Source organism: Microlunatus elymi, from assembly GCF_007362775.1.
Lineage (GTDB): Bacteria > Actinomycetota > Actinomycetes > Propionibacteriales > Propionibacteriaceae > Microlunatus > Microlunatus elymi.
Window position 1 is genome coordinate 433,799 of record NZ_CP041692.1, and the last position, 22,387, is coordinate 456,185.

Below are 22,387 nucleotides of genomic sequence, written 5' to 3' on the forward strand. Positions count from 1 at the left end.
GCTTGCCCTGGTCGTACCCTAGAGCCCATGTGGTCGCAGCGGGAGGTCATCGATTACGCGCTGCAGCGTCGTGCAACTCTGACGGCGATGCGGCAGCCGGTGCGTAATCTGGCGTCCCTGGATGCCTGCGACGCCGATCCGATGTTGGTCCGGGCCGCGAAGCATCACGGCGAAACCACCGACGACGCCTGCCCGGTCTGCAGCAGCGACGAGATGGTGCATCTGCACTACGTCTTCGGCGACCAGCTCGGGCAGTACTCCGGCCGGATCAAGAAGCTGGCCGAGCTGGACCTGATGCAGAACCAGTTCGGTGAGTTCAAGGTCGTGGTGGTCGAGGTCTGCCCGGCCTGCGGTTGGAACCACATGATCACTTCGTATCTGCTTGGCGACGGGGTCAAGCGCAAGCCCCCACGCCGCCAGCAGACCGTCGAGGACATCTATGGCTGAATCCAACCGGAGGACCCGCTCGGGGACCTCCGCCAAGACAGGTGCGTCCACAGCCAAGAAGGCAACCGCCAACAAGGCCACCGGCAGGAAGCAGAAGAAGAAGCGCGGCCCGGGCCGGATCATCGGCCGGATCGCGCTCACCATGTTGATCTTGGTCGTGGTCGGCGGCCTCGCCTCGGCAGCGTTCGTCGGCGTCTCCTACCAGCGGCTGACCGTGCCCGACCCGAACGCCGAATTCACCACCAACACGACCAACATCTACTACCACAACGGCAAGACCAAGCTCGGCGACATCGCCATCCAGAATCGGCAGTCCATCCGGTACGACCAGATGCCCGATTCGATCAAGAACGCCGTGGTGGCCGCCGAGAATAAGACCTTCTGGACCGACCCCGGCTACTCCATCCAGGGCATGATCCGGGCCGGCGCCAACATCGTCCGCGGCGGTTCGCTGCAGAGCGGTTCGACCATCACCCAGCAGTACATCAAGATCATGTACTTGTCGCAGGAGCAGACCGCGAGCCGCAAGTACAAGGAGATCCTGCTGGCCCGCAAGCTGTCCCAGCAGATGTCCAAGCAGGACATCCTCACCGGTTACCTGAACACGATCTACTTCGGCCGGGGCGCCTACGGGATTCAGGCCGCCAGCAAGGCCTACTTCGACGAGGACGCCTCCGAGCTCACCGTGCCGCAGTCCGCGGTACTGGCCGCCGTACTGAACAGCCCGTCCTACTTCGACCCGGAGGAGAACGGCGGCGACCCCGATCCACTGCTCGGCCGCTACCGCTACGTCCTCACCTCCATGCAGGAGTCCGGCTTCCTCACCGCAGCCCAGGAAGCCAAGTACGCAAAGAAACTTCCGAAGTTCCCCAAGATCAAAGTCAGCGAGAAGTACGGCGGTTCGCAGGGCTTCCTGATGAAGGCGGTCGAGTCCGAGCTGTCCACCCTGCCGGTCGATCAGGCCCAGGTCCGCGGTGGCGGTTACAAGATCATCACCACCTTCGACAAGTCGGCGCAGGACGCAGCAGTTCAGGCCGCCCAGGACAACACCGCGCAGGCAGCCCAGCTGGCCGGCCGGAAGAAGTCCAACCTGCACGCGGCGATCGCCTCGGTGGACACCGACACCGGTGGTGTGGTGGCGATGTACGGCGGCCCGGACTACATCAAGAACTCGCGCAACTGGGCGACCACCCCGCGGGCCGCGGCGTCGACCTTCAAGCCGTTCGCGTTGGCGACCGGACTGGAGAACGGCTTCAGCCTGTATTCGATCATGAACGGCAACACGTTCACCCCGCCCGGCGACGGGGTGCCGATCCGCAACGAGTTCTCCACCCAGTACGGCCCGGTCACCCTGCTGAAGGCGACGGCCGACTCGATCAACACCGCCTTTGTTGATCTTGACACCAAGCTGCCCGGCGACGGTCCGCAAAAGGTGATCGACACCGCGCAGAAGCTCGGTGCGGTGAAGCAGAAGGGTGCCCAGGACTGGGTGGCCAACAACCGGGTCGCGATCGGCAGCGCCCAGGTCAGCCCCCTCAACATGGCCAATGCGTACGCCACCTTTGCCAACAACGGCGAATACCTGCAGAACCACGTGATCTCCGAGATCCTGGACAACCACGGCAAGGTGATCTACCAGGCCGATCCGAAGCCGAAGCGGGCGATCTCCTCCGACGTCGCCGCCGACGTCACCTACGCCCTGCAGGGTGTTGTCAAGGACGGCACCGGCACCGCGGCCCAGTCGTTGGGCCGGCCGGTGGCCGGCAAGACCGGCACCCAGGGCGTCGGGGACAAGATCACCTCGGCCTGGTTCACCGGCTACACCAAGCAGATCGCCACCTCGGTGATGTACGTGGCCGGCGACGGCGGCACGATGGATCTGGACAACTTCAAGCGGCCCTGGGACGCCACCTTCTTCGGCTCCAGCTACCCAGCGCAGACCTGGGTCGACTACATGAAGGTCGCCACCCAGGATCAGAAGGTCCGCGAATTCACCGACCCGGCCTACGTCAACCGGGACAAGTTCCCGCCGCCGGCGAAGAAGACGCCGAAGCAGAAGTCGGACCAGCAGAAGAAGCAGAACGACAAGCCGACCGGGCAGGCCTCGGCCAGTGATCAGCCGAGCGACAAGCCGTCCGATCAGCCCACCGATCAGCAGTCGGAGCGGCCGACGAACACGGCCAGCACGCAGCCGTCAAACAAGCCGACCCAGCAGACCACCGACAAGGCGTCCGCGCCGGCGACGTCGAAGGCACCGAATCCCGGCACCTCGGCCACCAGCAAGCCGCCCAAGTCCGGTGGCACGAGCGGAGCCAAGGACAACACGGATACCAAGTCCGGTTCGGATTCCAAGAAGTCCGACACTGCCGGGAACACGACGAAGACAGACACCAAGTCGGGCGCCTGATCCGATGGCTGCCGGTACAGCCCGCCCCGGGAACGACGGGTTCGTGGCCATGATCAGCCAGCGGATCGGCGGTCCGCTGGGTCGGCATGCCGACACGGCATCTACCTGGTTCGGGCCGGTCCGGGTCTCGCTGCTGGCCGCGACCCTGGCCTGGATCGTCGGCGCGATCCAGAAACTGCCCTGCCAGGTCACGGTGGCCGGGCACTTTCCGGACAGCTATCGCCGGCTCTGCTACTCCGACATCCCCTTGCTCTACACCGGCCGCGGTCTGGCCGACGGCAACATCCCGTACCTTGATCACGGCAACTATCAGCCGCTGGAGTATCCGGTGCTCACCGGCTGGCTGCTGGAGTTCGAACGCCGGATCACCGCTCTGCTGGGTGCCCCGGTCGGTCCCGGACTGACCGCACAGCAGGCCGTCGACGCGTCCCGGCTCTTCTTCCAGGTCAACGTTGTGGTGCTCGGGCTACTGTTCCTGGTCGCGGTCTGGGCGCAGGCCCGGACTATCCCGGGGGTCCACGGCGTGCCGCGTCCGTACGGAGTTGATCATGTACGCGGCTGGGACGCGATGATGCTGGCGGTCTCGCCGTGTGTCATCCTGGCCGGCTTCATCAACTGGGACATGCTGCCGATCGCCCTGACTGCGTTGGGATTCATGTTCTGGGCGCGCAGCCGGCCGACCCTGGCTGGAGCGATGTTCGGCCTCGGGATGGCCGCCAAGCTGTATCCCGTGCTGTTGCTGGGTCCGTTGCTGCTGTTGTGTCTGCGCGGCCGGCGGATGGGCGACTTCGGCCGCACCCTGCTCGGATTCGTGATCGCCTGGCTGATCCCGAATCTGCCGGTGATGGTCTTGGCGCCGAGTCAGTGGCTGGCGTTCTGGACCTTCAACTCCGATCGCGGCGGCGACCTCGGCTCGATCTGGTACGTGTTGTCGCTGGCCGGGCACCCGGTGCCGCACCTCAACCTGGTCAACGCGGTGATCTTGATCCTGCTCTGCGCCGGCATCGGCTGGTTGATCATCAGCGCGCCGCGGCGACCGCGATTCGGGCAGGTCGCCTATCTGGTGATCGCTGCGTTCCTGATCACCAACAAGGTCTACTCACCGCAGTACGTGCTCTGGCTGCTGCCGTTGTTGATCTTGGCCCGGCCGCGTTGGCGGGAATGGTGGATCTTCACGTTCGGCGAGATCGTCTACTTCCTGGCTATCTGGGGACACCTCGACCAAACCCTGACCCCGGGTGGTGGCGGCCCGGACCGGATCTATTGGCTCGCGGTGATCGTCCGGATCGCCTGTGAGGTGTGGGTCGGCATCATGATCATCCGCGACATCCTCGACCCCGACCGCCGCGACCCTCTGCGCGAGCGCGACACCGTCTATGGACCGGTGCCGGACGATCCGGGCGGCGGCGTGCTGTACGGAGCCCGGGACGCGGGCTGGGTTGTGCGACTGCGGCGCTGGCTCGACCTCACCGACACCGGCCCCCGATAGGTTCGGTTGCGATGAACTCGCCCGCAACCGAGGTGGCCGAACTGGACCGCGCGACCGCCACCGAACCGCCCGGCCGCGGTGGCGTGATCGGCCGGTGGTGGCGTAGACCGGGCGGACTCAGCTTGCATTCGTTTGACCCCCGCGGCGGCCGGATCACCATCCAGGCTTGGCTTGCCAGCCGCGGACTGATCGCGCTGGTCGCCTTGTTGCTGGCGGTCGTCACCCATCGCGACCTGATGGCGATGGTGAACAACTGGGACGCGGTGCACTTCGCCGACCTCGCTCGGCACGGCTACGGCTACGACCCCGACGGCAAACTGATGGCCTTCTTCCCGGGGCTGCCGCTGATGCTGCGGGCCGGGCTGCTGTTCGGCGTCCCGACCCAGATCAGCGGCATGATCATCGCCGGCATCGGCTCCGCGTTCGCGGCGGCCGCGCTCTACCGGCTCGGCGGTCCGTGGGCGGCGGTGGTGTGGCTGTTCGCGCCGACCGCAGTGTTCACCACGGTCGGCTACACCGAGGCGGCCTTCTGCGCTTTCGCCTTCTGGGCTTGGGAACGCGCTCGCTCCGATCGCTGGTTGGCGGCCGCGCTGCTGGCCGGCTGCGCCTGCACCGTACGGGTGTCCGGTCTCTTTCTGGTCGGTGCCCTGTTCATCATGATCATCACCACCCGCAAGATCAACTGGGCCACTCGGCTGCGGCGGGCCGGGTTGTTGCTGATCCCGGTCGCCGTGCTCGCCGCGTACGCGACCTATCTGCACGGACTGAGCGGCAGCTGGACCGCCTGGTACGACGCCCAGGTCGCAGGCTGGTATCGCGGCTTCACCTGGCCGTGGCAGTCGTTCCAGAACACCTGGGCCGCCGTCCAGCCCGGCGCGTACGCCGATCATCCCTACTGGGCTTGGGTATTCCGGGCCGAGATGGTGTCGATGGCGGTCGGCGTGCTGGTCACCATCTGGTGCCTGACTCAGAAGTTGTGGGCCGAGGCGAGCTGGGTCGCGGTCCAGGTGCTCGCGTTCTCCTTGTCCTATTGGTACATGTCGGTGAACCGGGCCGTGCTGCTCTGGTTCCCGTTGATGATCATGATCGCCCGGTTCGGGCAGTGGCGGCCGGCGTCCCGGCCGGCCGCCGTCGCCCATCGGGTGGTGGTGATCATCGGGAGCGCCCTCGGGACTGCTGCAATGATCACCTGGTCCTGGCTCTTCTTCAGTGGGTATTGGGCAAGCTGAGCGGTCGGGGTCGAGGGGGTCGTCCCGTACGCAAGACGCCGGACCAGATCGCGGCAGCGGCATTCGCTCGACCCCGATCAGAGATCGTAGGTCAGCTTGACGAGGTTGCCGACCGCCGATGCGTCGACCAATCGGAGGGCTCTTGCCGAGGTCAGTTCGCCGAAGAGGCGGTTGCCGGAGCCGACGAGGTGCGGGTAGAGGAACAGGCGGAGTTCGTCGACCAGCTCGTGTTCGAGCAGGAACTGCGCCAGTTGCGAGCTGCCGAGCACCACGACGTCGCCGTCGATCTGCTGCCGTAGCCGGTCGATCGCGGAAACAAGATCACCGGTGAGTTCGGTGGTCGGGCCCCAGTCCGTACGCGCCGGCGTCGAGCGGACGACGTACTTCGGCAGGCTGAACAGGCGTTCGGCCCACTCGCCGGGGCGGCCGAGCCAGCGATCGGCGAACCAGCCGTAGGTGCGGCCGCCGAGCAGGAACGCCGAGGTCTCCAGCGCTTCGCCGAATTCGATCTTGGCCCAGGCTTCCCGGTCCGGGTCGCTGACCCGGGTGAACCAGCCGCCGAATCCGAAGCCCTCGTCGCCGGACGGGTCCTGACTGACTCCGTCCAGAGTGGTGTTGCTGTTGATGACAATCCGTCCCATGTCCGTCTCCTCGGTGGGTTTGTTGGTGCGTACGAACTGATGGACACCGGATCGCTGCAAAACTGGGCGCGGCGATCCCGACTGGTTGGCCGCCCAGTTCTTGGCGAGCCCGGTGTCCAAGTCGGTGGAGTCGCAATCGGGCGACGGGGTGGAGGGGTCGGATGGAGACGGAGCTGGTACACGCCGAGGAGCAACTCCGCGACGCCCGAGCGGGCAGTCAGGACGCGTTCGACCAATTGATCGCACCCTTTCGGCGTGAACTGCTGACGCACAGCTACCGGATGCTCGGCTCGCTGCAGGATGCCGAGGACTGCCTGCAGGAGTCGCTGTTGGCCGCCTGGCAGGCGTTGCCCGGGTTCGAAGCCCGTTCCTCGCTGCGGACCTGGTTGTACGCGATCACCACCAACCGCTGCCTGAACGCGCTCCGGGCGATCCGTCGTCGGCCGGCTCAGCCGTGGGCGGTGCCCGGCATGCAGCCGCCGGAGCCGTCCAGGCTCGGTGAGGTGGTCTGGCTGGAGCCGCTGCCCGACCGGCTGATCGGCGGATCGAACACCACCGCGGCAACACCCGAGGCTCGGTACGAGGCCCGGGAGTCGATCTCGCTAGCGTTCGTCACCGCACTGCAGCGATTGCCGCCGCGGCAGCTGACCGTGCTGGTGCTGCGGGACGTGCTGGGCTTCCACGCCCGCGAGGTGGCCGAGATTCTGCAGGTCAGTGTCGAGTCGGTGACCAGCGCCCTGAAACGCGCCAGATCCACCCTGCAACGGCACCGAGACGATGAGGCCGGCACCGAGCCGCCGCCGGAGAGCCAATCGCCGATCGAGCGGGAGTTGATCGCCCGCTTCGTCACCGCGTACGAGGCCGGTGACGTCGCCGGACTGATCGAGCTCTTCACCGACGACGTGATGATGTCGATGCCGCCGGTGCCGCTGGAGTATCAGGGACCGGAGTTGGTCGGGGAGTTCCTGTCGCTGCTGTTCGGAGCCGACCGCCGCTTCCGGCTGCTGCCCACCCGCGCCAACGGCCAACCGGCATTCGGCCTCTACCTGCGGCGGCCCGACCGTTCCTGCACCGGTTCCGGACTGCTGGTGCTCGGCCTGTCCGGCGACCGGATCAGCTCGCTGATCCGCTTCGAGCCAGAGTTGATCAAGCAGTTCGACCTGCCGGCCGCGCTGACCGATTCATGATCAACCGCGGATTCATGATCAACAACCGGTTCATGATCACCGCGCCGGGAACGCCCGCCGGGCGAACACCACCACCGCAGCGGCCAGCAGAATCGGAATCGAGCTCAGCCAAGCGAGATTGCCGATGCCGACAGCGCCCAGCACCACGCCGCCCAGCGCCGAACCGGCGGCGATGCCGACGTTGGCCGACACGTTCAGCCAGGCGCCGGACAGCTCCGGTGAGATCGCGTTGGTCCGGATCGCGGTGCTCTGGAACAGCGACGGCGCCGGCCCGAACGCGGCGTTCCAGATCACCCCGAAGATGATCACCAGCGGCAGCGACGGAAAGCCGACAGCGACCGCGAGCATGCCCACGCCGCTGACCAGCAAGATCATCAACGCGGTCCGGCGCGGCCTAGCGTCCAGGGACCGCGAAGCCAGCCAGATCCCGAACAGACCGAAACCACCGAAGAGAAACAGCACCGGCGCCACCCAGGACGTCTGTGCGCCGGACTGCAACAGCAGCACCGCGACGTAGGTGTAGAAACCGTACTGACCGACGTAGGCCAACGCGTTGGCCAGCATCACCGCCGCCGCGTCCCGGCGGCGGCCGGACGGCCGGCCGCTGTCGGCGACGCTCCGCGGCTCGGCCGGCGGCAGTGTCCTGGCGAGCAAGATCAACACCACCAGCATCAAGATCACCAGCACCCCGAAGGCGGCCCGCCAGCCGACCGCGTTGCCGAGCCCCGTCGCGGCCGGTGCGCCGAGGATCAGACCGGCCGCTACGCCGGCCGAGACCAGGGCCAGTGCCCGCCCGGTCTGGGACGGATGGACCAGCCGGGCCGAGTAGCCGATGCAGATCGAGAAGAAGATCGCGTGCGTCATCCCGCCGAGAGCCCGGCCGACGCCGAGCACGACAACAGTCGGCGCGAAGGCGCAGATCAGGTTGCTGACCGCGAACGAGCCGATGCCGATCAACAGCAGCCGCCTGCCCGGGATGCGCCGGGTGAGCAACGTCAGCGGTACCGCCGTCAGCATCACCATCACCGCGTACGTGCTGACCAGCAGACCGGCGACCGACGTGCTGATGTGCAGCTCGCGGCTGATCGTCGGCAGTAGGCCGATCGGCAGCACCTCGGTGGTCACGGCTGCGAACACCGCCAATGCCAGCACCGCCAGCGCCGGGCCGACCGCGGACACGTTCGGCCGCTGCGCCAGCTCGTCGCCACCGGTCACCGATTGGGTGTCAACCATGAGTTCCTCGCATCAGATCTGCTCGTGTCGGCTAATTTACTCGATTGGCGAGGATATTGTTGCTTCGACAGCTCCAGGCTGAGATGGAAGGTGGCCGGGTGACTCGACTGGCACGCAGACGGTGGGCGACGGCAGCTGAGCTGCTGCAACTCGTCAACGCCGAGCCGGGAATCACCCGACGCGAGGCCGCCGAGCGGCTGGGGCTCTCCAGCGGCGCGGCCACCGAACTGGTCGACCGGCTCAAGCGGCTCGAACTGTTGAACGAGTCCCGCGCCGAACACACCGGACCCGGCCGCCCGACCACGATCCTCGAACCGCACGAGCAGGGGCCGCTGGTGCTGATCATCGGCCTGCGGGCGTCCGGCTGGGAGCTGCGCCTGTCCGATCTGGCCGGCAGGCTGACCGCGTTGACCGATGCGCCGTACGAGGACGATCGACCCGAGGCCGTGCTGACCACGATTGCCGCAGCGGTGGCGGGGGCCGTCGACGACGCTGAGCCGAGGATCCGGTGCGTGGTCGTCTCGGCCGCCGGCCCGGTCAGCGGCACCGCGCTCGGGCAGCTGTCGGCCCGGCACTGGCTGGAGTTGCTGGATCTGCAGCGGCTGACCGCGGGCATCCCGGCCGAGCGGCGGCCGCCGCTGCTGGTCGGCAACGACGCCACCCTTGCCGGGGTGGCGGAGGCCAGGACCGGAGCGTCGAAGGACACCAGTGTCGCCGTGCATCTGATGGTCGCCACCGGGATCGGCGGCGTCCTGCTGCTGAATGGCGAGCCGGCGCTCGGCGCACACGGGACCGGTGGCGAGTTCGGCCACCTGCCGTTCGCCGATCCCGCGCTGGAGTGCACCTGCGGTTCGTACGGCTGCTGGGACCTCGCGGTCGACGGCCGGGCGCTGGCACGGCATCGCGGCGAACCCGAACCCGCCGACCCGGAGGACTACGCCCGGCGGCTGCTGGACGACCTCGAGTCCGGTCGTTCCCGATCGGGCGACAATCGCGGGGCCGTCGCGTTGGCGGCGGGTGCGTTCGGCCGCGGCATCGCGGGCCTGGTCAACGCTCATGACCCGGACGTGATCACCCTCGGCGGCCTGGGACCGCAACTGCGTCGCACTGCACCGGAGGCGTTCGACCGGGCCTACCGATCCGGGCTGATGACGGTCCATCAGCGGCAGCCGCCGCCAGTTCTGGACAGCGTGCACGGTGCCGACGGCCCGACCCGCGGCGCGGCCTATCTCGGCATCGACCACATCACCAGCCCGGCCGCATTGGACCGCTGGGCCGGCAACGAACCGGAGACCGACACCGCCGCGCGGTAACGGCGAGCGAAGCTCCGTACACTGACCCGCGTGACGGCGAACTGGATCGATCTCGAGACCCTGGTCAATCTGCGTGATCTCGGCGGCACGCCGACCACCGACGGGGGAACGGTCGCCGCGGGCCGGTTGCTCCGCTCGGACAACCTGCAGTCGCTCACCGATTCCGACATTCGCGCGCTGCTCGACCTCGGGCTGACCGACGTGATCGACCTGCGCAGCGACCTCGAGGACGCCCAGGAGGGGCCCGGGCCGCTGACCAAGGTGTCCGAGGTGACGATTCACCACCACTCGCTGTTCAAGGAGAACCTCACCGAGGCGCAGACCGAGACCCAGCTGACCGAGCAGATCAACGAGCTCAGCCCTGAGGACCTCATCGCCAAGGAGGAGATCATCGGCAAGGCGCTGCCGTGGACCGAGGTGGTCAAGCCGACCATCCAGGTCGACGACGAGTCGGCGTCCTTCTACCTCTCCTACCTGGTCGACCGGCCGGATTCGGTGCTCGCCTCGCTGCGGGCGATCGCCCACGCGCCGGGTGCCGCGCTGGTGCACTGTGCGGCCGGCAAGGACCGGACCGGCACGATCGTCGCGCTGTCGTTGCGGCTGGTCGGCGCCGAACCGCAGGCCGTGATCGACGACTACGCCGCCAGCAGCGAGCGGATCGAACGGATCCTGGACAAGCTGGCCCGGTCCGACACCTACCGCGACAACGTACGCAGTCAGACGGTGGCCGCGCAGACCACCCATCCCGAGACGATGCAGCTGTTCCTGGAGTACGTCGACTCCGAGTACGGCTCGGTGGACCGGCTGCTGGCCGGCTTCGGCTGGACCGACGAAGACACCGCAGCGATGCGTACGAAGTTGCTGGCCGAGTCCTGAAATCGGTCGATCACGTCGTGAAGTCGACCGCGCGAACGCCGTCGATGAGCCTCCCCCGACGAAGATGGGTCGAGTGCCCGATCAGCTGATCTGCCCGCAGTGCGGGACAGCCAACCCGCCGACCGCCCGGTTCTGCGCCGAATGCGGCTGGGCACCGTCGCCGGAGGCCGACCGGACCTCGGCAACAGCATCGACCCGGCGCCGACCGCGGGCCGGGATGCTGGCCGCGATCATTGCCGGCACCGCAGCCGTCGTGGTGCTGGTGATCGTGGTGATCACGCAGACGACTCGGGTCGGCAACGGCGCAAGGATCGCCGCGACACCGGTGCAGAAGGTCGGTTCGTCACCGGGCGCGACAGCCACCGGCCGCGCTTCCGGCGGCCCCGCCGGCACCGACCCGGCCGATACCGGTCCTGCCGGCAGCGGCCCGGCCGCAGACCGATCCGGCACGGCCGCGCCGGACTTCGGCCCGATCGCCGAGCGGATGCGGTCCGGCGTGCTGGGCGTCTTCGCCACCGGCTGCGGCGACGGGACCCGGGTCGGCAGCGCCTTCCTGGTCGGCAGACAGACCGCGGTCACCTCCTACGCCGCGCTGGTCGGTGCGAAAGCCGTTGCCGTCACCGCCGGCGACCGGACGATCTCCGCCACGATCCGCTCCGCCGATCCGTCCCACGGGGTGGTCGTGCTGAAGCTCGGCCATCCGGTCGACGGGCAGGTGTTCTCGCTGGCGGATCGGCCGCTGCGAGAGGGTGAGGACACCGCCGTGCTCGGTGTCGAGGTGGGCTCGGCGACCGCGCACCCGACCAGCGCACGGATCGCCGCCACCGACCTGACCACGCTGGTCGGCAGCACCGAGGTGTCCGGGCTGGCCGCGATCGACACCGGCTACCACCCCGGTTGGACCGGAGCCCCGACGCTTGCCGCCGACGGCTCGGCCAGCGGGATGATGCTGGCCGGTCCGCAGCGCGGAACCGTCGTGCCGGCAGCGGCGATCAAGGCCGCCCTCGACGGGCATGAACCGCTGCCGAGTCAGCACTGCGCCGGACCGGTCAGCGGCCCGGCGACGACCAAGATCAACGGGACCTCGAACGCCGCGGTCGAGCAGCTGCTCAGCAGCTACTTCGGCGCGATCAACGGCGTCGACTACTCGACCGCGTACGCGCAGCTCGGGCCGGGCAGCAAACCCGCCGGTTCCGGCGCCGAACAGTTCTTTCAGGGCTGGTCCACCTCGTACGACTTCAACATCACCGTGCACTCGGCGAGTCGGCAGCAGGCCCACGTCAGCTTCGACTCGGTCTTCGCACCCGGCCACGGGCCCGAACCGTCGATCACCTGTGCCCGTTGGGACATCGACTACCGGTTCACCAGCCACAACGGTGGCTTGTTGATCAACAAGGCGAGTCCGCACTCGGGCCGGATCTGGCACCACTGCTGACCCGACCACAGCCGCACCGCTCACAGCAAGCCGCACCGGCTGCACCCGGTGCGGCTTGCCGTAAGTGGTGCGGCTGTGGTCGTGGGCTCGGGCTCAGACCTCGTCGATCCGGTCCACCAGGGCCGTGGTCAGCCGGAGCTCGACCGGGATCTCCTCGCCGACCTGGGGCGGCTGCTGCGACTTCGGCAGGTAGATCATCGAGGCCTGCATGTGCGGCGGTTCGCAGAACCAGCGCTTCTTCCCGCCGATCGTGTACGGGCTGAGCGCGAGCCCGGCCGCCTCCAGGGTGCCGGTGGCGGCGGAGATCGCCCGCTGTCGCAGCGATGCCGCGGGGGTCGGTGCCTCCATCCCGATGCCGTGCGAGGTGCCGCCGGCCATGATCACCACCCAGCCGTCGAACGGGGCCGCCCGCTGCCGGTAGCCGACACGCGTGCCGCGCCGGACCGGATGCACGTCCAGCACGGTGGCGGTGGTGATGCGGCTGCTCTCGTCGCCGAGCCACAGTCGGGTGCCGACCCGAAGCCGGATCGGTGCCGGATCGCCCGGTCCGCCGAGTTGTCGACTCAACCCGATGGCCTCGTCGGCCGGCAGGTGGGACAGCCACAGGGTGCCCGGCCGCGCCGCCAGCGCCGCCCGGCTCAACCGTTCGGCCTCGGCGTACTGGCCTTCCTGCAGCAACGGCAGATGGATGGTCCAGCCCTCGAACCGGAGGTCGCCGAGCTCGCCGATCGCTTCGGCCAGGTCCTCGGCGGGGATGCCGTGGCGGCGCATCGCGGTCAGCACCTCGATCAGCACCCGGGAGCGGCTGCCGGTCGCGGCCAGCGCCTTCAGGTCGGAGATCCGGGAGACCGTGGTGATCACCCGATCATCGGCGGCCAGTTCGTCGGCCAACTCGTCACCGGGCCGCCAGGCCTGCAAGATCACCACGGCGCCGTCGAACTGCTCGCGGACCAGCGCCACCTCGGCCGGCACGCCGACCGCGACCACCTCGGCCTGGAGCCGGCTCGCCTCGGCCGCCAATCGCTGATGCCCGAAGCCGTACCCGTTGCCCTTGATCACCGGCACCAGTCCGGGGGTGGCGTCGGCCACCACCCGCAGATGCTCGCGCCAGCGTTCGATGTCCAGCCGCAGCGTCACTCCAGTCACGGATGCGAGCTTAGGACACTCCCTGCGGGGTGGTTGCTGCGCTGCGGCCGACACTCAGCCGCGTCGGGACATGTACAGGTCGAAGGCCTTGTAGAGCAGGCGATTCAGCGGCAGATCCCACTCGCCGAGATATTCGACGGCCTCGCCGCCGGTGCCGGCCTTGAACTGGATCAGGCCGACGTGCGGGTCGTCGGCGTCGACGGTGTCGGTGATCCCGCGCAGGTCGTAGACGGTCGCGCCGGCGGCCCGCGCGTCCTTGATCATCTGCCACTGCACCGCGTTGGAGCCGCGTACCTCGCGCTTGGCGGTGGTGGAGGCGCCGTAGCTGTACCAGGCGTGCTGGCCGACCCGGACCCAAGTGGTCGCCGCCACCAGGTCGCCCTCGTGATGGGCGAGATAGAGCCGGATCCGATCCGGATCCTCGGCCAGCAATGCGCGGAACATGGTCTCGAAGTACTCCAGCGGGCGGGGCGTGAAGTGATCCCGTTCGGCGGTCTCGCGGTAGATCCGGTGGAAGTCGGGCAGATCGTCGATGTTGCCCTGGCTGACCTCGACCCCGGATTTGGCGGCCTTCTTGATGTTGCGCCGCCAGAGCTGGTTCATGCCCTTGAGAAGTTGATCTTCGTCCTTGTCCTGCAGTGGCAGCTGGAAGACCCAGCGCGGCTGGCCGGCAGCGAATCCTTCGTCACTCGTGGGTGGGCGCCAGCCGAGATGTCGCAGCTGGGTGTGCGCGCGGGTGGTGGCCAGGTTGATCTCGTCCGGGGTGACGTCGCTGAGCTTGCTGATCGAGGCGTCCGCGATCGCGGCCTTGACGGTCGCGTTGCTCCACCGCCGGGCAACCGCCGGCGCGCCGATCCGTACCGCGAAAGCCCCACCCTGCTTGAGATGTCGGGTCATCGGCTCCAGCCAGTGGGCCAGATCGTGGGAGGCCCAGTCGATGGTGGGACCCTCGGGCAGGTAGGCCAGCGTCTTGTTGATCTTGGGCAACCTGCGGTGCAGCACCAGCCCGGCGCCGACCAACTCGTCGGCGTCGTCGAACCACCCCAGCGACTCGCTGCGCCACTCGCTCTTCACCTGCGCCCAGGCCGGCGTCTGCAGGAAGCTGACGCTGGGCAGGGTCGCGTTGAAGGCGACGTGTTCTGCTGCCGTGATGGTCCGTACCCGAAATGTCACGCGCCGCAATCTACCTGGCCGACGCGCCCGCTCCCGAGTCGTCAGCCGAGTTCGGCTCGGCGACGCACCAGGTGGTCGCGTTCTGCCTGGTTGTCGGCCAGTTCGATCGCCTGGTCGTACGCCGCCAGGGCTTCGTCGGTTCGTCCGAGCCGTCGCAGCAGGTCGGCCCGGACGGCGTGGAAGAGGTGGCTGCCGACCAACGAGCCCTGTTCCATCCGCCGGCTGACCGGTCGGTTGCCGGTCTCCTCCACCGCGTCCAGTGCCGCCTGCGGGCCGTCGATCTCGGCGACCGCGATGGCGCGGTTGAGCCCGACCATCGGGGTCGGATTGAGCGCGTACAGCTGATCGTAGAGCTGCCGGATCTGCGCCCAGTCGGTGTCGGCGACCCTGGTCGCGTCAACGTGTGCGGCGTTGATCGCCGCCTGCAATTGATACGGCCCGGGTTGGTTGCGCCGGATGCAGTCCTGCACCAACTGCTGGCCTTCCATGATCAACTGCCGATCCCACCGGTCTCGGTCCTGGTCGGCCAGCGGCACCAGCTCACCGGTCGCTGTCATCCGTGCCGGACGGCGGGCTTGGGTCAGCAGCATCAACGCGAGCAGCCCGCGTACCTCGGGTTCGTCCGGCATCAACTCCAGCAGCAGCCGACCCAGCCGGATCGCTTCGACAGCTTGATCATCACGGACCAGCCGATCACCCGAACTGGCCAGGTAGCCCTCGTTGAAGATCAAATAGATCACCGCCAGGACCGCGCGCAGCCGGTCCGGCAGGTCAGCGTCGGCCGGGATGCGGTACGGGATCCGGGCGCCCTTGATCTTGCCCTTCGCCCGGACGATCCGTTGTGCCATCGTCGCCTCCGGCACCAGTAACGCCCGGGCGATCTCCGGCGTGCTCAACCCGCCGAGCAGACGCAAGGTCAGCGCCACCTGAGCCGGTGCGCCCAGCGCAGGATGGCAGCAGGTGAAGATCAACCGCAGACGATCATCGGACACCGGTCCCTCCTCCTCATCCGCCAAGGTTCCCGAGCTTGTCGAAGGGCCCAGCTGGTTCAACAACGCTGCCGCCTGGGCGTGTTTGCTGTCCCGCTGGGCTTCCCGTCGCAGCCGATCGATCGCGCGATTGCGGGCGGTGGTGATGATCCAGCCGGCCGGACTGGGCGGGATCCCGTCGGTGGGCCACCGCTGCACCGCCGCCGCGAAGGCTTCCTGGACCGCATCCTCGGCAAGATCAAGATCACCGAAACTGCGGGTGAGAACCGAGACCGCGCGGCCGTACTCGTCCCGGAAGATCCGGGCGATCTCGTCCTCGTCGATCATCGCTGACAGGTTCTTGACATCGGCTCAGAATTCGTTGTAGAGCGGGCGAACCTCCATCGGCAGCCCGATGGCGCCGTGGAGTCGTCGAGCCCAGTGCAGCGCAGCATCAAGATCATCGACGTCGATGAGAGTGAAGCCGCCCAGGTATTCCTTCAACTCGACGTAGGGGCCGTCGATCAGCACCGGTTCGCCGTTGCTCGTGGTCACCACGGTCGCTGTGCTCGGATCGTCCAGACCGCCGGCGAACACCCACGCGCCGGCGTTCTTGATCTCGGTGTTCACCGCGTCGACATCGGCCATGATCTTGGTCAGTTCCTCCGCCGACGGCTGGGTTGCCGCGGACGGCTGGAAGATGCTGATCAGGTAGCGGGTCATGATCTTGCTCCTTGGTTGGCGGGACCGGCCGATCCGATCCTCACCTGATACACGAACCGCGCCGAGCCCGATCGACACTGGCCAGATCGGTACTCACCCGCGGGAGTCCGGACTGCTGCCGGATCCCGCCGGCTCGGCATCGATCGTGTCGAGATCGCGAACCGCGTAGCGGTGGTGATGCCACTCCTCGTTGGCGATGATCCCCAGACACTGTCGCACGGTGAAGTCGCCGGAGGTGAAGAACGGGCTGCGGCCGTCCTCGTCCAGCTGCTCGTCGGTGAGGGTTGCGAGGAAGTCCCGTACCATCGCGGTCCGATCGGCGCGCATCCGCAACACCTCCTCGTACGACGGTTCGGCGCCGACCTCGATGCCGACCTCCGGCGCTCGGTCGCGCCAGCCGGAGAACGGTTCGCCGTAGCGATGGTAGGGCCGGTCCCGGCGCAAAATCGCGTCGCCCAGCCACACGTCGGTGGCGAAGACCAGATGCCGCAACGTCTGCGCGAACGTCCACTCGCCGTCGACCGAGCGGTCGACCGTGCCCGCCGGCATCGCCGCGGCCCGGTCCATCGTCTGCTGCCATCTCCCTTCCAGGGCGGGCCAGCCGGTACGGAAGTCCGTCGCGGCCTTGGCGTGCAGCACCGCACGCTCGGGGTGGCGGCGATCGAGCTCGGCCTCGATCAGGGGCGCCACCTCGACCCCGTTCACCCGGAGCCGGTCGATCCGACCGTCGAGCTCGGTGCCGGTCAGGTCGGCGCCGCGGATGTGAGCGTTCTCGAAGTCGGGTTCGCGAAGCCAGGCGTCGCGGAGGTCGACGGCGAGAATCTCCTGCCCCCGGAGATCTGCGTTGCTGAGTTCGTTGATGGCGCCGACGTTATGGCCAGTTCCGGACGAGTCGTGTCCGAAACCCTTGGAATTCTTTGGGCTCGGGCCTCGAGGTCCGATTCCAGGAGGTTCCGGCTGATCCGGCCGCCGCTATGGGTGCGCGACCTCCTCGGATTCGCCGGCTGGATCCTTCTGTCGGCTTCCCGGAGGTACGGCGGCGGCAAATTCCGGCGCGATGACCAGCTTGGGCGGCCGGCTCGCGTACAACACTCCACCGATCACGGCGCAGCCGGCGATCACCTCGACCAGCGAAATCCCTTCACCGAAAGCGATCCAGGACGACAGCACCCCGACCACCGGGACCAGCATCGAGAACGGCGCCACCTGCGACGACGGGTTCCTCGACAGCAGCGTGTTCCAGATCCCGTAGCCGATCAGCGCGGCGAAGACGGCGATGTAGAGCAGTGCCAGCACCGAGCCCCAGGCGTCCCAGGTGGTCAGGGTGCTGAAGGAGCGGGCGATCCGGCCCGGCCCGTCGAAGAACAGCGACAAGATCAACAGCGGAATCGGCGGCACCACAGCCATCCACATCGTCAGCTGCATCGGCTTGGGTGCGCGGGCCTCCCGACTGCAGACGTTGCCGATCGCCCAGCCGAGCGCACCGGCCAGGGTCAGGATGACCGGCAGCAGGGCAGCGACCTGCGCGCGGTACGCCGCGATGGCGGCCAGTCCGAGCACGGCGGCACCGATCCCGATCGCCTGTCGGCGGCTGATCCGTTCGCCGAGGAAGACGCCGGCGAGCAGCATGGTGAACGGCGCGGACGCTTGCAGCACCAGCGACGCCAGCCCGCTGGGCATCCCGGCGGCCATCCCGGCGTAGAGGAAGGCGAATTGCAGCAGTCCGATTCCGGCGCCGACACCGATCAGCCAGCGCAGCTTCACCTGCGGGCGCGGGACGAACAAGATCGCCGGGATCGCCAACAAGGTCCATCGCAGAGCCGCCAGCAGCATCGGCGGGAACTGATGCAGGGCGATCTGGGTGGCGGGAAAGTTCAGCCCCCAGATCACGACGACGAAGAGGGCGAGCAGACGATCACGAAGCGGCACCCCGCCATTGAACGTGACCGCGACCGTCAAGCACAAGAACGATTACCGCCCCGGATTGTGTAGCCTCACTTCATGGACGTCGCTCATCTGGAGCTGTTGCGGGAGCTTGCCGACCGGGGCAGCGTGACCGAGGTGGCACGGGCCACCGGGAAGACCACCTCGGCGGTGTCGCAGCAGTTGCGGCTGCTGCAGCGTGACGTCGGCGTGGCGCTGGTCGAACGGTTCGGCCGCGGGGTCCGGCTGACCGATGCCGGCTGGGCGCTGGCCCGCACCGCAACCCGGGTGGCCAGTGCGCTGGCCGAGGCCCAGGCGGAGTGGGACAGCTATCGGGACACCGCGTCCGGCACCGTACGACTGGCGTTCTTCTTCTCTGCCGGGGAGTTGCTGGTGCCGGGATTGCTGCGGCGGATGGCCGACTTTCCCGAGATCGAGTTGATCACCGAGGAGCGTGACGTCGGCGAAGGCGAGTTCGATCCGCTGATCGCCGACTACGACCTGGTGATCGCGCACAGTGCCGACGACGGCACCGAACTCGTACGCCGTGACGTCGCGGTCACCCAGTTGGTCCGCGAACCGCTCGACGTCGGCGTGCCGCTGGATCACCGGCTGGCCGGCCGGAGGAGCGTCAGCGCCGACGAGGTGATCGACGATCCCTGGATCGGTGTCCCGCCGGACTTCCCGCTGGATCGGGTGTTGAGCGCGGTGGCGATGCAGGCGGGCCGCTCGGCCAAGATCATCTTCCGCTCCACCCATCTGCCGTTGATCGAGAATTTGGTTGCCGACGGTCAGGGGGTGGCCCTGCTGCCCCGACACACCTCCCGCGGCCGATCCGCCGGCCGCTTCGACCTGCTCCCGTTGACCGGACTGCGGGCCGGCCGCTACCTGGAGATCCTGTCGCGCCCGGACCGCGCCGCCCGCCGGGCCGTCCGCGTCGTACGGGATGCCCTCGTCGCCGAAGCCGCCGCCGCAACTGCACCGAGCACCTGAACGCTCCCCGCCCCCAACAGCCGCGCGCAAAACCCGCTGCCGCACGCGAAGTTTCGGGTGCGAGAGCGAGTTTTGCGCGCGGGCGTGAGGGTGGACGTCTCAGGAGCGGCGACGGCGGAAGAGCCAGGACCCCCAGACCGCGCTGACGATCAGGATCAACAGGCACCAGCCGAGCGCCAACCATCCGCTGTGGCCCATCGGAGTGCCCATCAGCAGCGAGCGCATCGCCTCGATGATCGGGGTGATCGGCTGGTTCTCGGCGAACCACTGCAGCCATTCGGGCATGGTGTCCACCGGCACGAAGGCGCTGGACAGGTACGGCACGAACATGATCACGAAGGTGTAGTTGTTGGCCGCCGAGGTCGACCGGGCCAGGATGCCGAGGGCAGCGAACAACGTCGTGATGCTGAGGATGTAGAGGGCAACCAGGCCGATGGCGCCGAGCCAACCGAGCACGTCGGCGCCCGGACGAAAGCCGATCAGGACGCCGACCACGACGACGATCCCGGTGGCGACGAGGTTGCGCAGCAGGCTCGCCACCACGTGCCCGCCGATCACCATCGGACTGTGCAACGGCATGGTCCGGAACCGGTTGATCACGCCGTTGGTCATGTCCTCGGCAACCGCAACCGCGGTGGTCGCCGCGCCGAACCCGGCGCAGAGCAGAATCACGCCCGGTACGACGTAGTTGACGTACTGCCCGCTCTGGTCGAGCGCGCCGCCGAAGACGTAGACGAACAGCAGCATCAAGATCACCGGCATCGCCACCGCCATGATCAGCGCCTCGGGGTCGCGGATCGAGTGCCGGATGCTGCGTTGGATGAAGGTGAGTTGAGTGGTCAATGCGCTGGGCTTGCCGGTACGAAGTGCCGGACCGTCGACGGTCCAAGCGGTGTTGATCATGGTCACGCTGCGTCCCTCTCGTCATGATCACCGGAATCGGTTCGCTGTCCGGTGAGTTGCAGGAAGACGTCGTCCAGGCTCGGTCTGCGCACGCTCACCCGCAGTCGGCGGTCGTCGGCATCCAAGTCGGCCAGGACCTGTTGCAGGCCTCGTACGGTGCCGTCGGTTCCGACCTCGTTGATCAACCGGTCGTCGCCGTCGCGCAACTCGAGGACGTCGGTGCCGACCTGCGCCTTGAGCTCACGCGGCGATCCTTCGGCCACCACGCTGCCGTTGTTGATCACCGCGACCCGGTCGGCGAGGTGGTCGGCCTCCTCCAGGTATTGGGTGGTCAGGAAGACGGTCGCGCCGACCTCGGTCAAGGTCGCGATCACGGCCCAGAGTTCTTGCCTGCTTCGGGTATCGAGTCCGGTGGTGGGTTCGTCCAGGAAGATCACCGACGGGATGCTGATCAGACCGAGCGCGAGGTCGAGTCGGCGACGCATCCCGCCGGAGTAGCCCTTGACGGACCTGGCGGCGGCATCGACAAGATCGAATTGCACCAGCAGTTGGTCGCTGCGGTCACGTGCCTGGCTGCGGCTCAGTCCGGACAGCCGGCACATCATGATCAAGTTCTCCCGGCCGGTCAGGATCTCGTCCACCGCTGCGTACTGGCCGGTCAGGCTGATCGCCGTCTTGACCTTGGCACGCTCGCGGACGACGTCGAAGCCGGCGATCGACGCACGGCCGGCATCGGGTGGCAGCAGCGTGGACAGGATGTTGATCAAGGTGGTCTTGCCGGCCCCGTTCGGGCCGAGCAGCGCGAAGACCTGGCCGGCTGTCACCCGAAGGTCCAGCCCGGTCAGCACTTGCTTGTTGCCGAAGACCTTGGTCAGCCCCCGGGTTTCGATGGCGTACGGGTTCGATGCGGAAGACATGTTGGCGTCCTTTCTCGAAGAATGTCCTGTGTCGGTTGGGATGTGGCGACTCAGCAAATCGGCACGGTGGCGCCGAGCGGATAGCCCGGCAGATCGATCGCGTCCGCCCTGGCGAACTGCCGAACCATCAGTTGGCGCATCGGCCAGTGCATGCTGGCGCGCATCGACGCCGTCCGCAGCCAGAGTGCGAGTCGGCTGTCCGGGGCATAGCCGCCGATGCCGCCGGGCGGCAGTTGCTGCGCCTGCTTCACGTACGGACGCATCAGCTGCTCGTAGCTGATCAGGGCCCGTCGGTGATCACCTGGGTTGGTGGCCAGTTCGCCGGCCAGCACATAGGCGCCGACGAGCGCGAGGCTGGTGCCCAGACCGGTGAGCGGGCTGGCGCAGTAGCCGGCGTCGCCGAGCAACACGACGCGGTCGCGATGCCAATGCGGCAAGTGGATCTGGTCCATCGAGTCGAAGCCGAAGTCGTCGGCCGTGGACATCCCGTCCAGCAACCGTGGAATCCGCCAGCCGGCGTCGCGGAATCGCTGCCGAAGATGATCTTGTTGTGCAGCGATGTCGCGACGATCGTACGTCAGCGGTCCGGACCGGAAGCTCAACGCAGCCTTGATTTCGTCCGGTCCGTGCCCCGGCCGAACCATCGCCGTCAGCCCGCCTGGTGCGTTGTACATCTGCACCCAGCCGTCAAGATCGAATTCGGCACCGACGGTGAACCAAGATGTGTAGCAGCCGAGCGGCCGGACGGCAGTCCTGTCATCGAAGGCAAGTCCGCGAACGACAGAGTGAGAGCCGTCGGCACCGATCACCAGTCGGCAGCGGATGGGTTCGGAGTTCTCCAGGGTGACGGTGACGCCGTGATCGTCGACGTCGATGGCCGTAATGGTGTCGTCGAAGATGTAGTCGGTGTCCGGCAGGGTGGCCCGGTAGAGCAGTTCGGCCAGATCGCCGCGCAGGATCTCGATCTCGGACACGATGCCTTCTCCGTCGAACGCATCGACCGGCATCCGGAGCAGGTTCCGTCCGTTGGCGTCGACAACAGCGAGCCCACGCTGGTCGGTGGCGATCGTACGAGCCTGATCGAGCAGCCCCATCCGTTCGACCACGGTGCGGCCGGCGCCGCGGACGTCTACGGCTTGGCCACCCTTCCGGGGTTGCGGTGCCCGTTCGACGACGATCACCCGCTGTCCGGCCCGACCCAACCAGAAGGCGGCGGCCGCACCGGCGATGCCGCCTCCGCAGATCAGTACGTCGATCTCGTTCATGATCATCAAGTCCTTTGTGTGCGTCGTACACAGCGTGTGGCGTACACAGAGTATTACATGCACAGAGTGCGATGTACACAGTTCATTTTCGAGCCGCTAGAGTCGCCGGTGCGGATGGA

At 67.7% G+C, this 22,387-nt stretch carries 20 protein-coding genes and 1 pseudogene; 9 read left to right on the forward strand and 12 right to left on the reverse strand.

Translation table 11 applies throughout. The annotated features are described in order from the left end of the window. The first annotated feature begins 27 nt into the window (after window positions 1-27). The 4 genes from FOE78_RS01840 to FOE78_RS01855 are packed head-to-tail and all read left to right on the forward strand — an operon-like array spanning window position 28 to window position 5,572. Window positions 28-447, forward strand: a complete 420-nt coding sequence (locus tag FOE78_RS01840) for a DUF5318 family protein (protein WP_143984814.1) — start codon at window positions 28-30, stop codon at window positions 445-447. After that, a complete protein-coding gene (locus FOE78_RS01845; protein ID WP_143984815.1) occupies window positions 440-2,854 on the forward strand; it encodes a transglycosylase domain-containing protein in 2,415 nt (804 codons plus the stop codon). The genes FOE78_RS01840 and FOE78_RS01845 overlap by 8 nt, the downstream gene beginning before the upstream one ends. A gap of 4 nt (window positions 2,855-2,858) precedes the next feature. Beyond that, complete coding sequence (locus FOE78_RS01850) at window positions 2,859-4,343, forward strand: glycosyltransferase family 87 protein (RefSeq protein WP_143984816.1); 1,485 nt, start codon at window positions 2,859-2,861, stop codon at window positions 4,341-4,343. 11 nt (window positions 4,344-4,354) lie between these two features. After that, on the forward strand, window positions 4,355-5,572 hold the full coding sequence (locus tag FOE78_RS01855) for a mannosyltransferase family protein (RefSeq protein ID WP_143984817.1): 1,218 nt from the start codon (window positions 4,355-4,357) through the stop codon (window positions 5,570-5,572). Between the two features lie 77 nt (window positions 5,573-5,649). On the opposite strand, the gene FOE78_RS01860 is transcribed toward FOE78_RS01855, so the two are convergent. Further along, window positions 5,650-6,213 carry a dihydrofolate reductase family protein gene (locus tag FOE78_RS01860; RefSeq protein ID WP_143984818.1) on the reverse strand — a complete coding sequence of 188 codons (564 nt, stop codon included), beginning with the start codon at window positions 6,211-6,213 and terminating at the stop codon, window positions 5,650-5,652. Between the two features lie 161 nt (window positions 6,214-6,374). Here FOE78_RS01860 and FOE78_RS01865 point away from each other — a divergent pair, with 161 nt between their 5' ends. Next, complete coding sequence (locus FOE78_RS01865; RefSeq protein WP_143984819.1) at window positions 6,375-7,400, forward strand: RNA polymerase subunit sigma-70; 1,026 nt, start codon at window positions 6,375-6,377, stop codon at window positions 7,398-7,400. Window positions 7,401-7,436: 36 nt separating this feature from the next. Here FOE78_RS01865 and FOE78_RS01870 read toward each other — a convergent pair whose 3' ends face one another. After that, a complete protein-coding gene (locus FOE78_RS01870) occupies window positions 7,437-8,633 on the reverse strand; it encodes an MFS transporter (RefSeq protein ID WP_143984820.1) in 1,197 nt (398 codons plus the stop codon). A 98-nt stretch (window positions 8,634-8,731) separates the two neighbouring features. Here FOE78_RS01870 and FOE78_RS01875 point away from each other — a divergent pair, with 98 nt between their 5' ends. The 3 genes from FOE78_RS01875 (at window position 8,732) to FOE78_RS01885 (ending at window position 12,257) form a co-directional block, all read left to right on the forward strand. Continuing rightward, a complete protein-coding gene (locus tag FOE78_RS01875; protein WP_228266000.1) occupies window positions 8,732-9,946 on the forward strand; it encodes an ROK family transcriptional regulator in 1,215 nt (404 codons plus the stop codon). Window positions 9,947-9,976: 30 nt separating this feature from the next. Further along, entirely contained in the window at window positions 9,977-10,822 is an 846-nt protein-coding gene (locus tag FOE78_RS01880; RefSeq protein ID WP_210414759.1) for a tyrosine-protein phosphatase, read from the forward strand. A gap of 73 nt (window positions 10,823-10,895) precedes the next feature. Further along, window positions 10,896-12,257, forward strand: a complete 1,362-nt coding sequence (locus FOE78_RS01885; protein ID WP_143984822.1) for a zinc-ribbon domain-containing protein — start codon at window positions 10,896-10,898, stop codon at window positions 12,255-12,257. Between the two features lie 93 nt (window positions 12,258-12,350). Here the strand turns inward: FOE78_RS01885 and FOE78_RS01890 are convergent, their stop codons facing one another. The 7 genes and pseudogenes from FOE78_RS01890 to FOE78_RS01920 all read right to left on the reverse strand — a co-directional run bounded on the left by FOE78_RS01890 (window position 12,351) and on the right by FOE78_RS01920 (window position 18,196). Further along, window positions 12,351-13,403 carry an alanine racemase gene (locus FOE78_RS01890; protein WP_228266001.1) on the reverse strand — a complete coding sequence of 351 codons (1,053 nt, stop codon included), beginning with the start codon at window positions 13,401-13,403 and terminating at the stop codon, window positions 12,351-12,353. Between the two features lie 54 nt (window positions 13,404-13,457). Then, complete coding sequence (locus tag FOE78_RS01895) at window positions 13,458-14,576, reverse strand: lipid II:glycine glycyltransferase FemX (protein WP_143984823.1); 1,119 nt, start codon at window positions 14,574-14,576, stop codon at window positions 13,458-13,460. A 41-nt stretch (window positions 14,577-14,617) separates the two neighbouring features. Then, window positions 14,618-15,892, reverse strand: a complete 1,275-nt coding sequence (locus tag FOE78_RS01900) for an RNA polymerase sigma factor (RefSeq protein WP_143984824.1) — start codon at window positions 15,890-15,892, stop codon at window positions 14,618-14,620. A gap of 24 nt (window positions 15,893-15,916) precedes the next feature. Then, on the reverse strand, window positions 15,917-16,267 hold the full coding sequence (locus FOE78_RS01905) for a YciI family protein (protein ID WP_143984825.1): 351 nt from the start codon (window positions 16,265-16,267) through the stop codon (window positions 15,917-15,919). Window positions 16,268-16,360: 93 nt separating this feature from the next. Next, window positions 16,361-16,957, reverse strand: a complete 597-nt coding sequence (locus FOE78_RS01910; RefSeq protein WP_143984826.1) for a DinB family protein — start codon at window positions 16,955-16,957, stop codon at window positions 16,361-16,363. A gap of 102 nt (window positions 16,958-17,059) precedes the next feature. Continuing rightward, a pseudogene (locus tag FOE78_RS24640) lies at window positions 17,060-17,209 on the reverse strand (hypothetical protein); the annotation flags it as partial. Window positions 17,210-17,239: 30 nt separating this feature from the next. Then, window positions 17,240-18,196 (reverse strand): EamA family transporter, encoded by a 957-nt coding sequence (locus tag FOE78_RS01920; protein WP_143984827.1) that lies wholly within the window; start codon window positions 18,194-18,196, stop codon window positions 17,240-17,242. Between the two features lie 72 nt (window positions 18,197-18,268). Here FOE78_RS01920 and FOE78_RS01925 point away from each other — a divergent pair, with 72 nt between their 5' ends. Beyond that, window positions 18,269-19,183 (forward strand): LysR family transcriptional regulator, encoded by a 915-nt coding sequence (locus tag FOE78_RS01925; RefSeq protein ID WP_143984828.1) that lies wholly within the window; start codon window positions 18,269-18,271, stop codon window positions 19,181-19,183. 99 nt (window positions 19,184-19,282) lie between these two features. Here FOE78_RS01925 and FOE78_RS01930 read toward each other — a convergent pair whose 3' ends face one another. Genes FOE78_RS01930 through FOE78_RS01940 form a run of 3 tightly spaced genes read right to left on the reverse strand, consistent with a single transcriptional unit; the run spans window position 19,283 to window position 22,274 of the window. Continuing rightward, a complete protein-coding gene (locus tag FOE78_RS01930; RefSeq protein WP_143988456.1) occupies window positions 19,283-20,086 on the reverse strand; it encodes an ABC transporter permease in 804 nt (267 codons plus the stop codon). A 2-nt stretch (window positions 20,087-20,088) separates the two neighbouring features. Further along, window positions 20,089-21,003 (reverse strand): ATP-binding cassette domain-containing protein, encoded by a 915-nt coding sequence (locus tag FOE78_RS01935; RefSeq protein ID WP_143984829.1) that lies wholly within the window; start codon window positions 21,001-21,003, stop codon window positions 20,089-20,091. Between the two features lie 50 nt (window positions 21,004-21,053). Next, on the reverse strand, window positions 21,054-22,274 hold the full coding sequence (locus FOE78_RS01940) for an FAD-dependent oxidoreductase (RefSeq protein WP_228266002.1): 1,221 nt from the start codon (window positions 22,272-22,274) through the stop codon (window positions 21,054-21,056). Window positions 22,275-22,387 lie beyond the last annotated feature (113 nt).

What these genes read in the sequence shown, in the direction of transcription:
- FOE78_RS01840 (WP_143984814.1), top strand. Translation starts at nt 28, where the DNA reads ATGTGGTCGCAGCGGGAGGTCATCGATTACGCGCTGCAGCGTCGTGCA.
- FOE78_RS01845 (WP_143984815.1), top strand. Translation starts at nt 440, where the DNA reads ATGGCTGAATCCAACCGGAGGACCCGCTCGGGGACCTCCGCCAAGACA.
- FOE78_RS01850 (WP_143984816.1), top strand. Translation starts at nt 2,859, where the DNA reads ATGGCTGCCGGTACAGCCCGCCCCGGGAACGACGGGTTCGTGGCCATG.
- FOE78_RS01855 (WP_143984817.1), top strand. Translation starts at nt 4,355, where the DNA reads ATGAACTCGCCCGCAACCGAGGTGGCCGAACTGGACCGCGCGACCGCC.
- FOE78_RS01860 (WP_143984818.1), bottom strand. Translation starts at nt 6,213, where the DNA reads ATGGGACGGATTGTCATCAACAGCAACACCACTCTGGACGGAGTCAGT.
- FOE78_RS01865 (WP_143984819.1), top strand. Translation starts at nt 6,375, where the DNA reads ATGGAGACGGAGCTGGTACACGCCGAGGAGCAACTCCGCGACGCCCGA.
- FOE78_RS01870 (WP_143984820.1), bottom strand. Translation starts at nt 8,633, where the DNA reads ATGGTTGACACCCAATCGGTGACCGGTGGCGACGAGCTGGCGCAGCGG.
- FOE78_RS01900 (WP_143984824.1), bottom strand. Translation starts at nt 15,892, where the DNA reads ATGATCGACGAGGACGAGATCGCCCGGATCTTCCGGGACGAGTACGGC.
- FOE78_RS01905 (WP_143984825.1), bottom strand. Translation starts at nt 16,267, where the DNA reads ATGACCCGCTACCTGATCAGCATCTTCCAGCCGTCCGCGGCAACCCAG.
- FOE78_RS01925 (WP_143984828.1), top strand. Translation starts at nt 18,269, where the DNA reads ATGGACGTCGCTCATCTGGAGCTGTTGCGGGAGCTTGCCGACCGGGGC.
- FOE78_RS01930 (WP_143988456.1), bottom strand. Translation starts at nt 20,086, where the DNA reads ATGATCAACACCGCTTGGACCGTCGACGGTCCGGCACTTCGTACCGGC.
- FOE78_RS01935 (WP_143984829.1), bottom strand. Translation starts at nt 21,003, where the DNA reads ATGTCTTCCGCATCGAACCCGTACGCCATCGAAACCCGGGGGCTGACC.
- FOE78_RS01940 (WP_228266002.1), bottom strand. Translation starts at nt 22,274, where the DNA reads ATGATCATGAACGAGATCGACGTACTGATCTGCGGAGGCGGCATCGCC.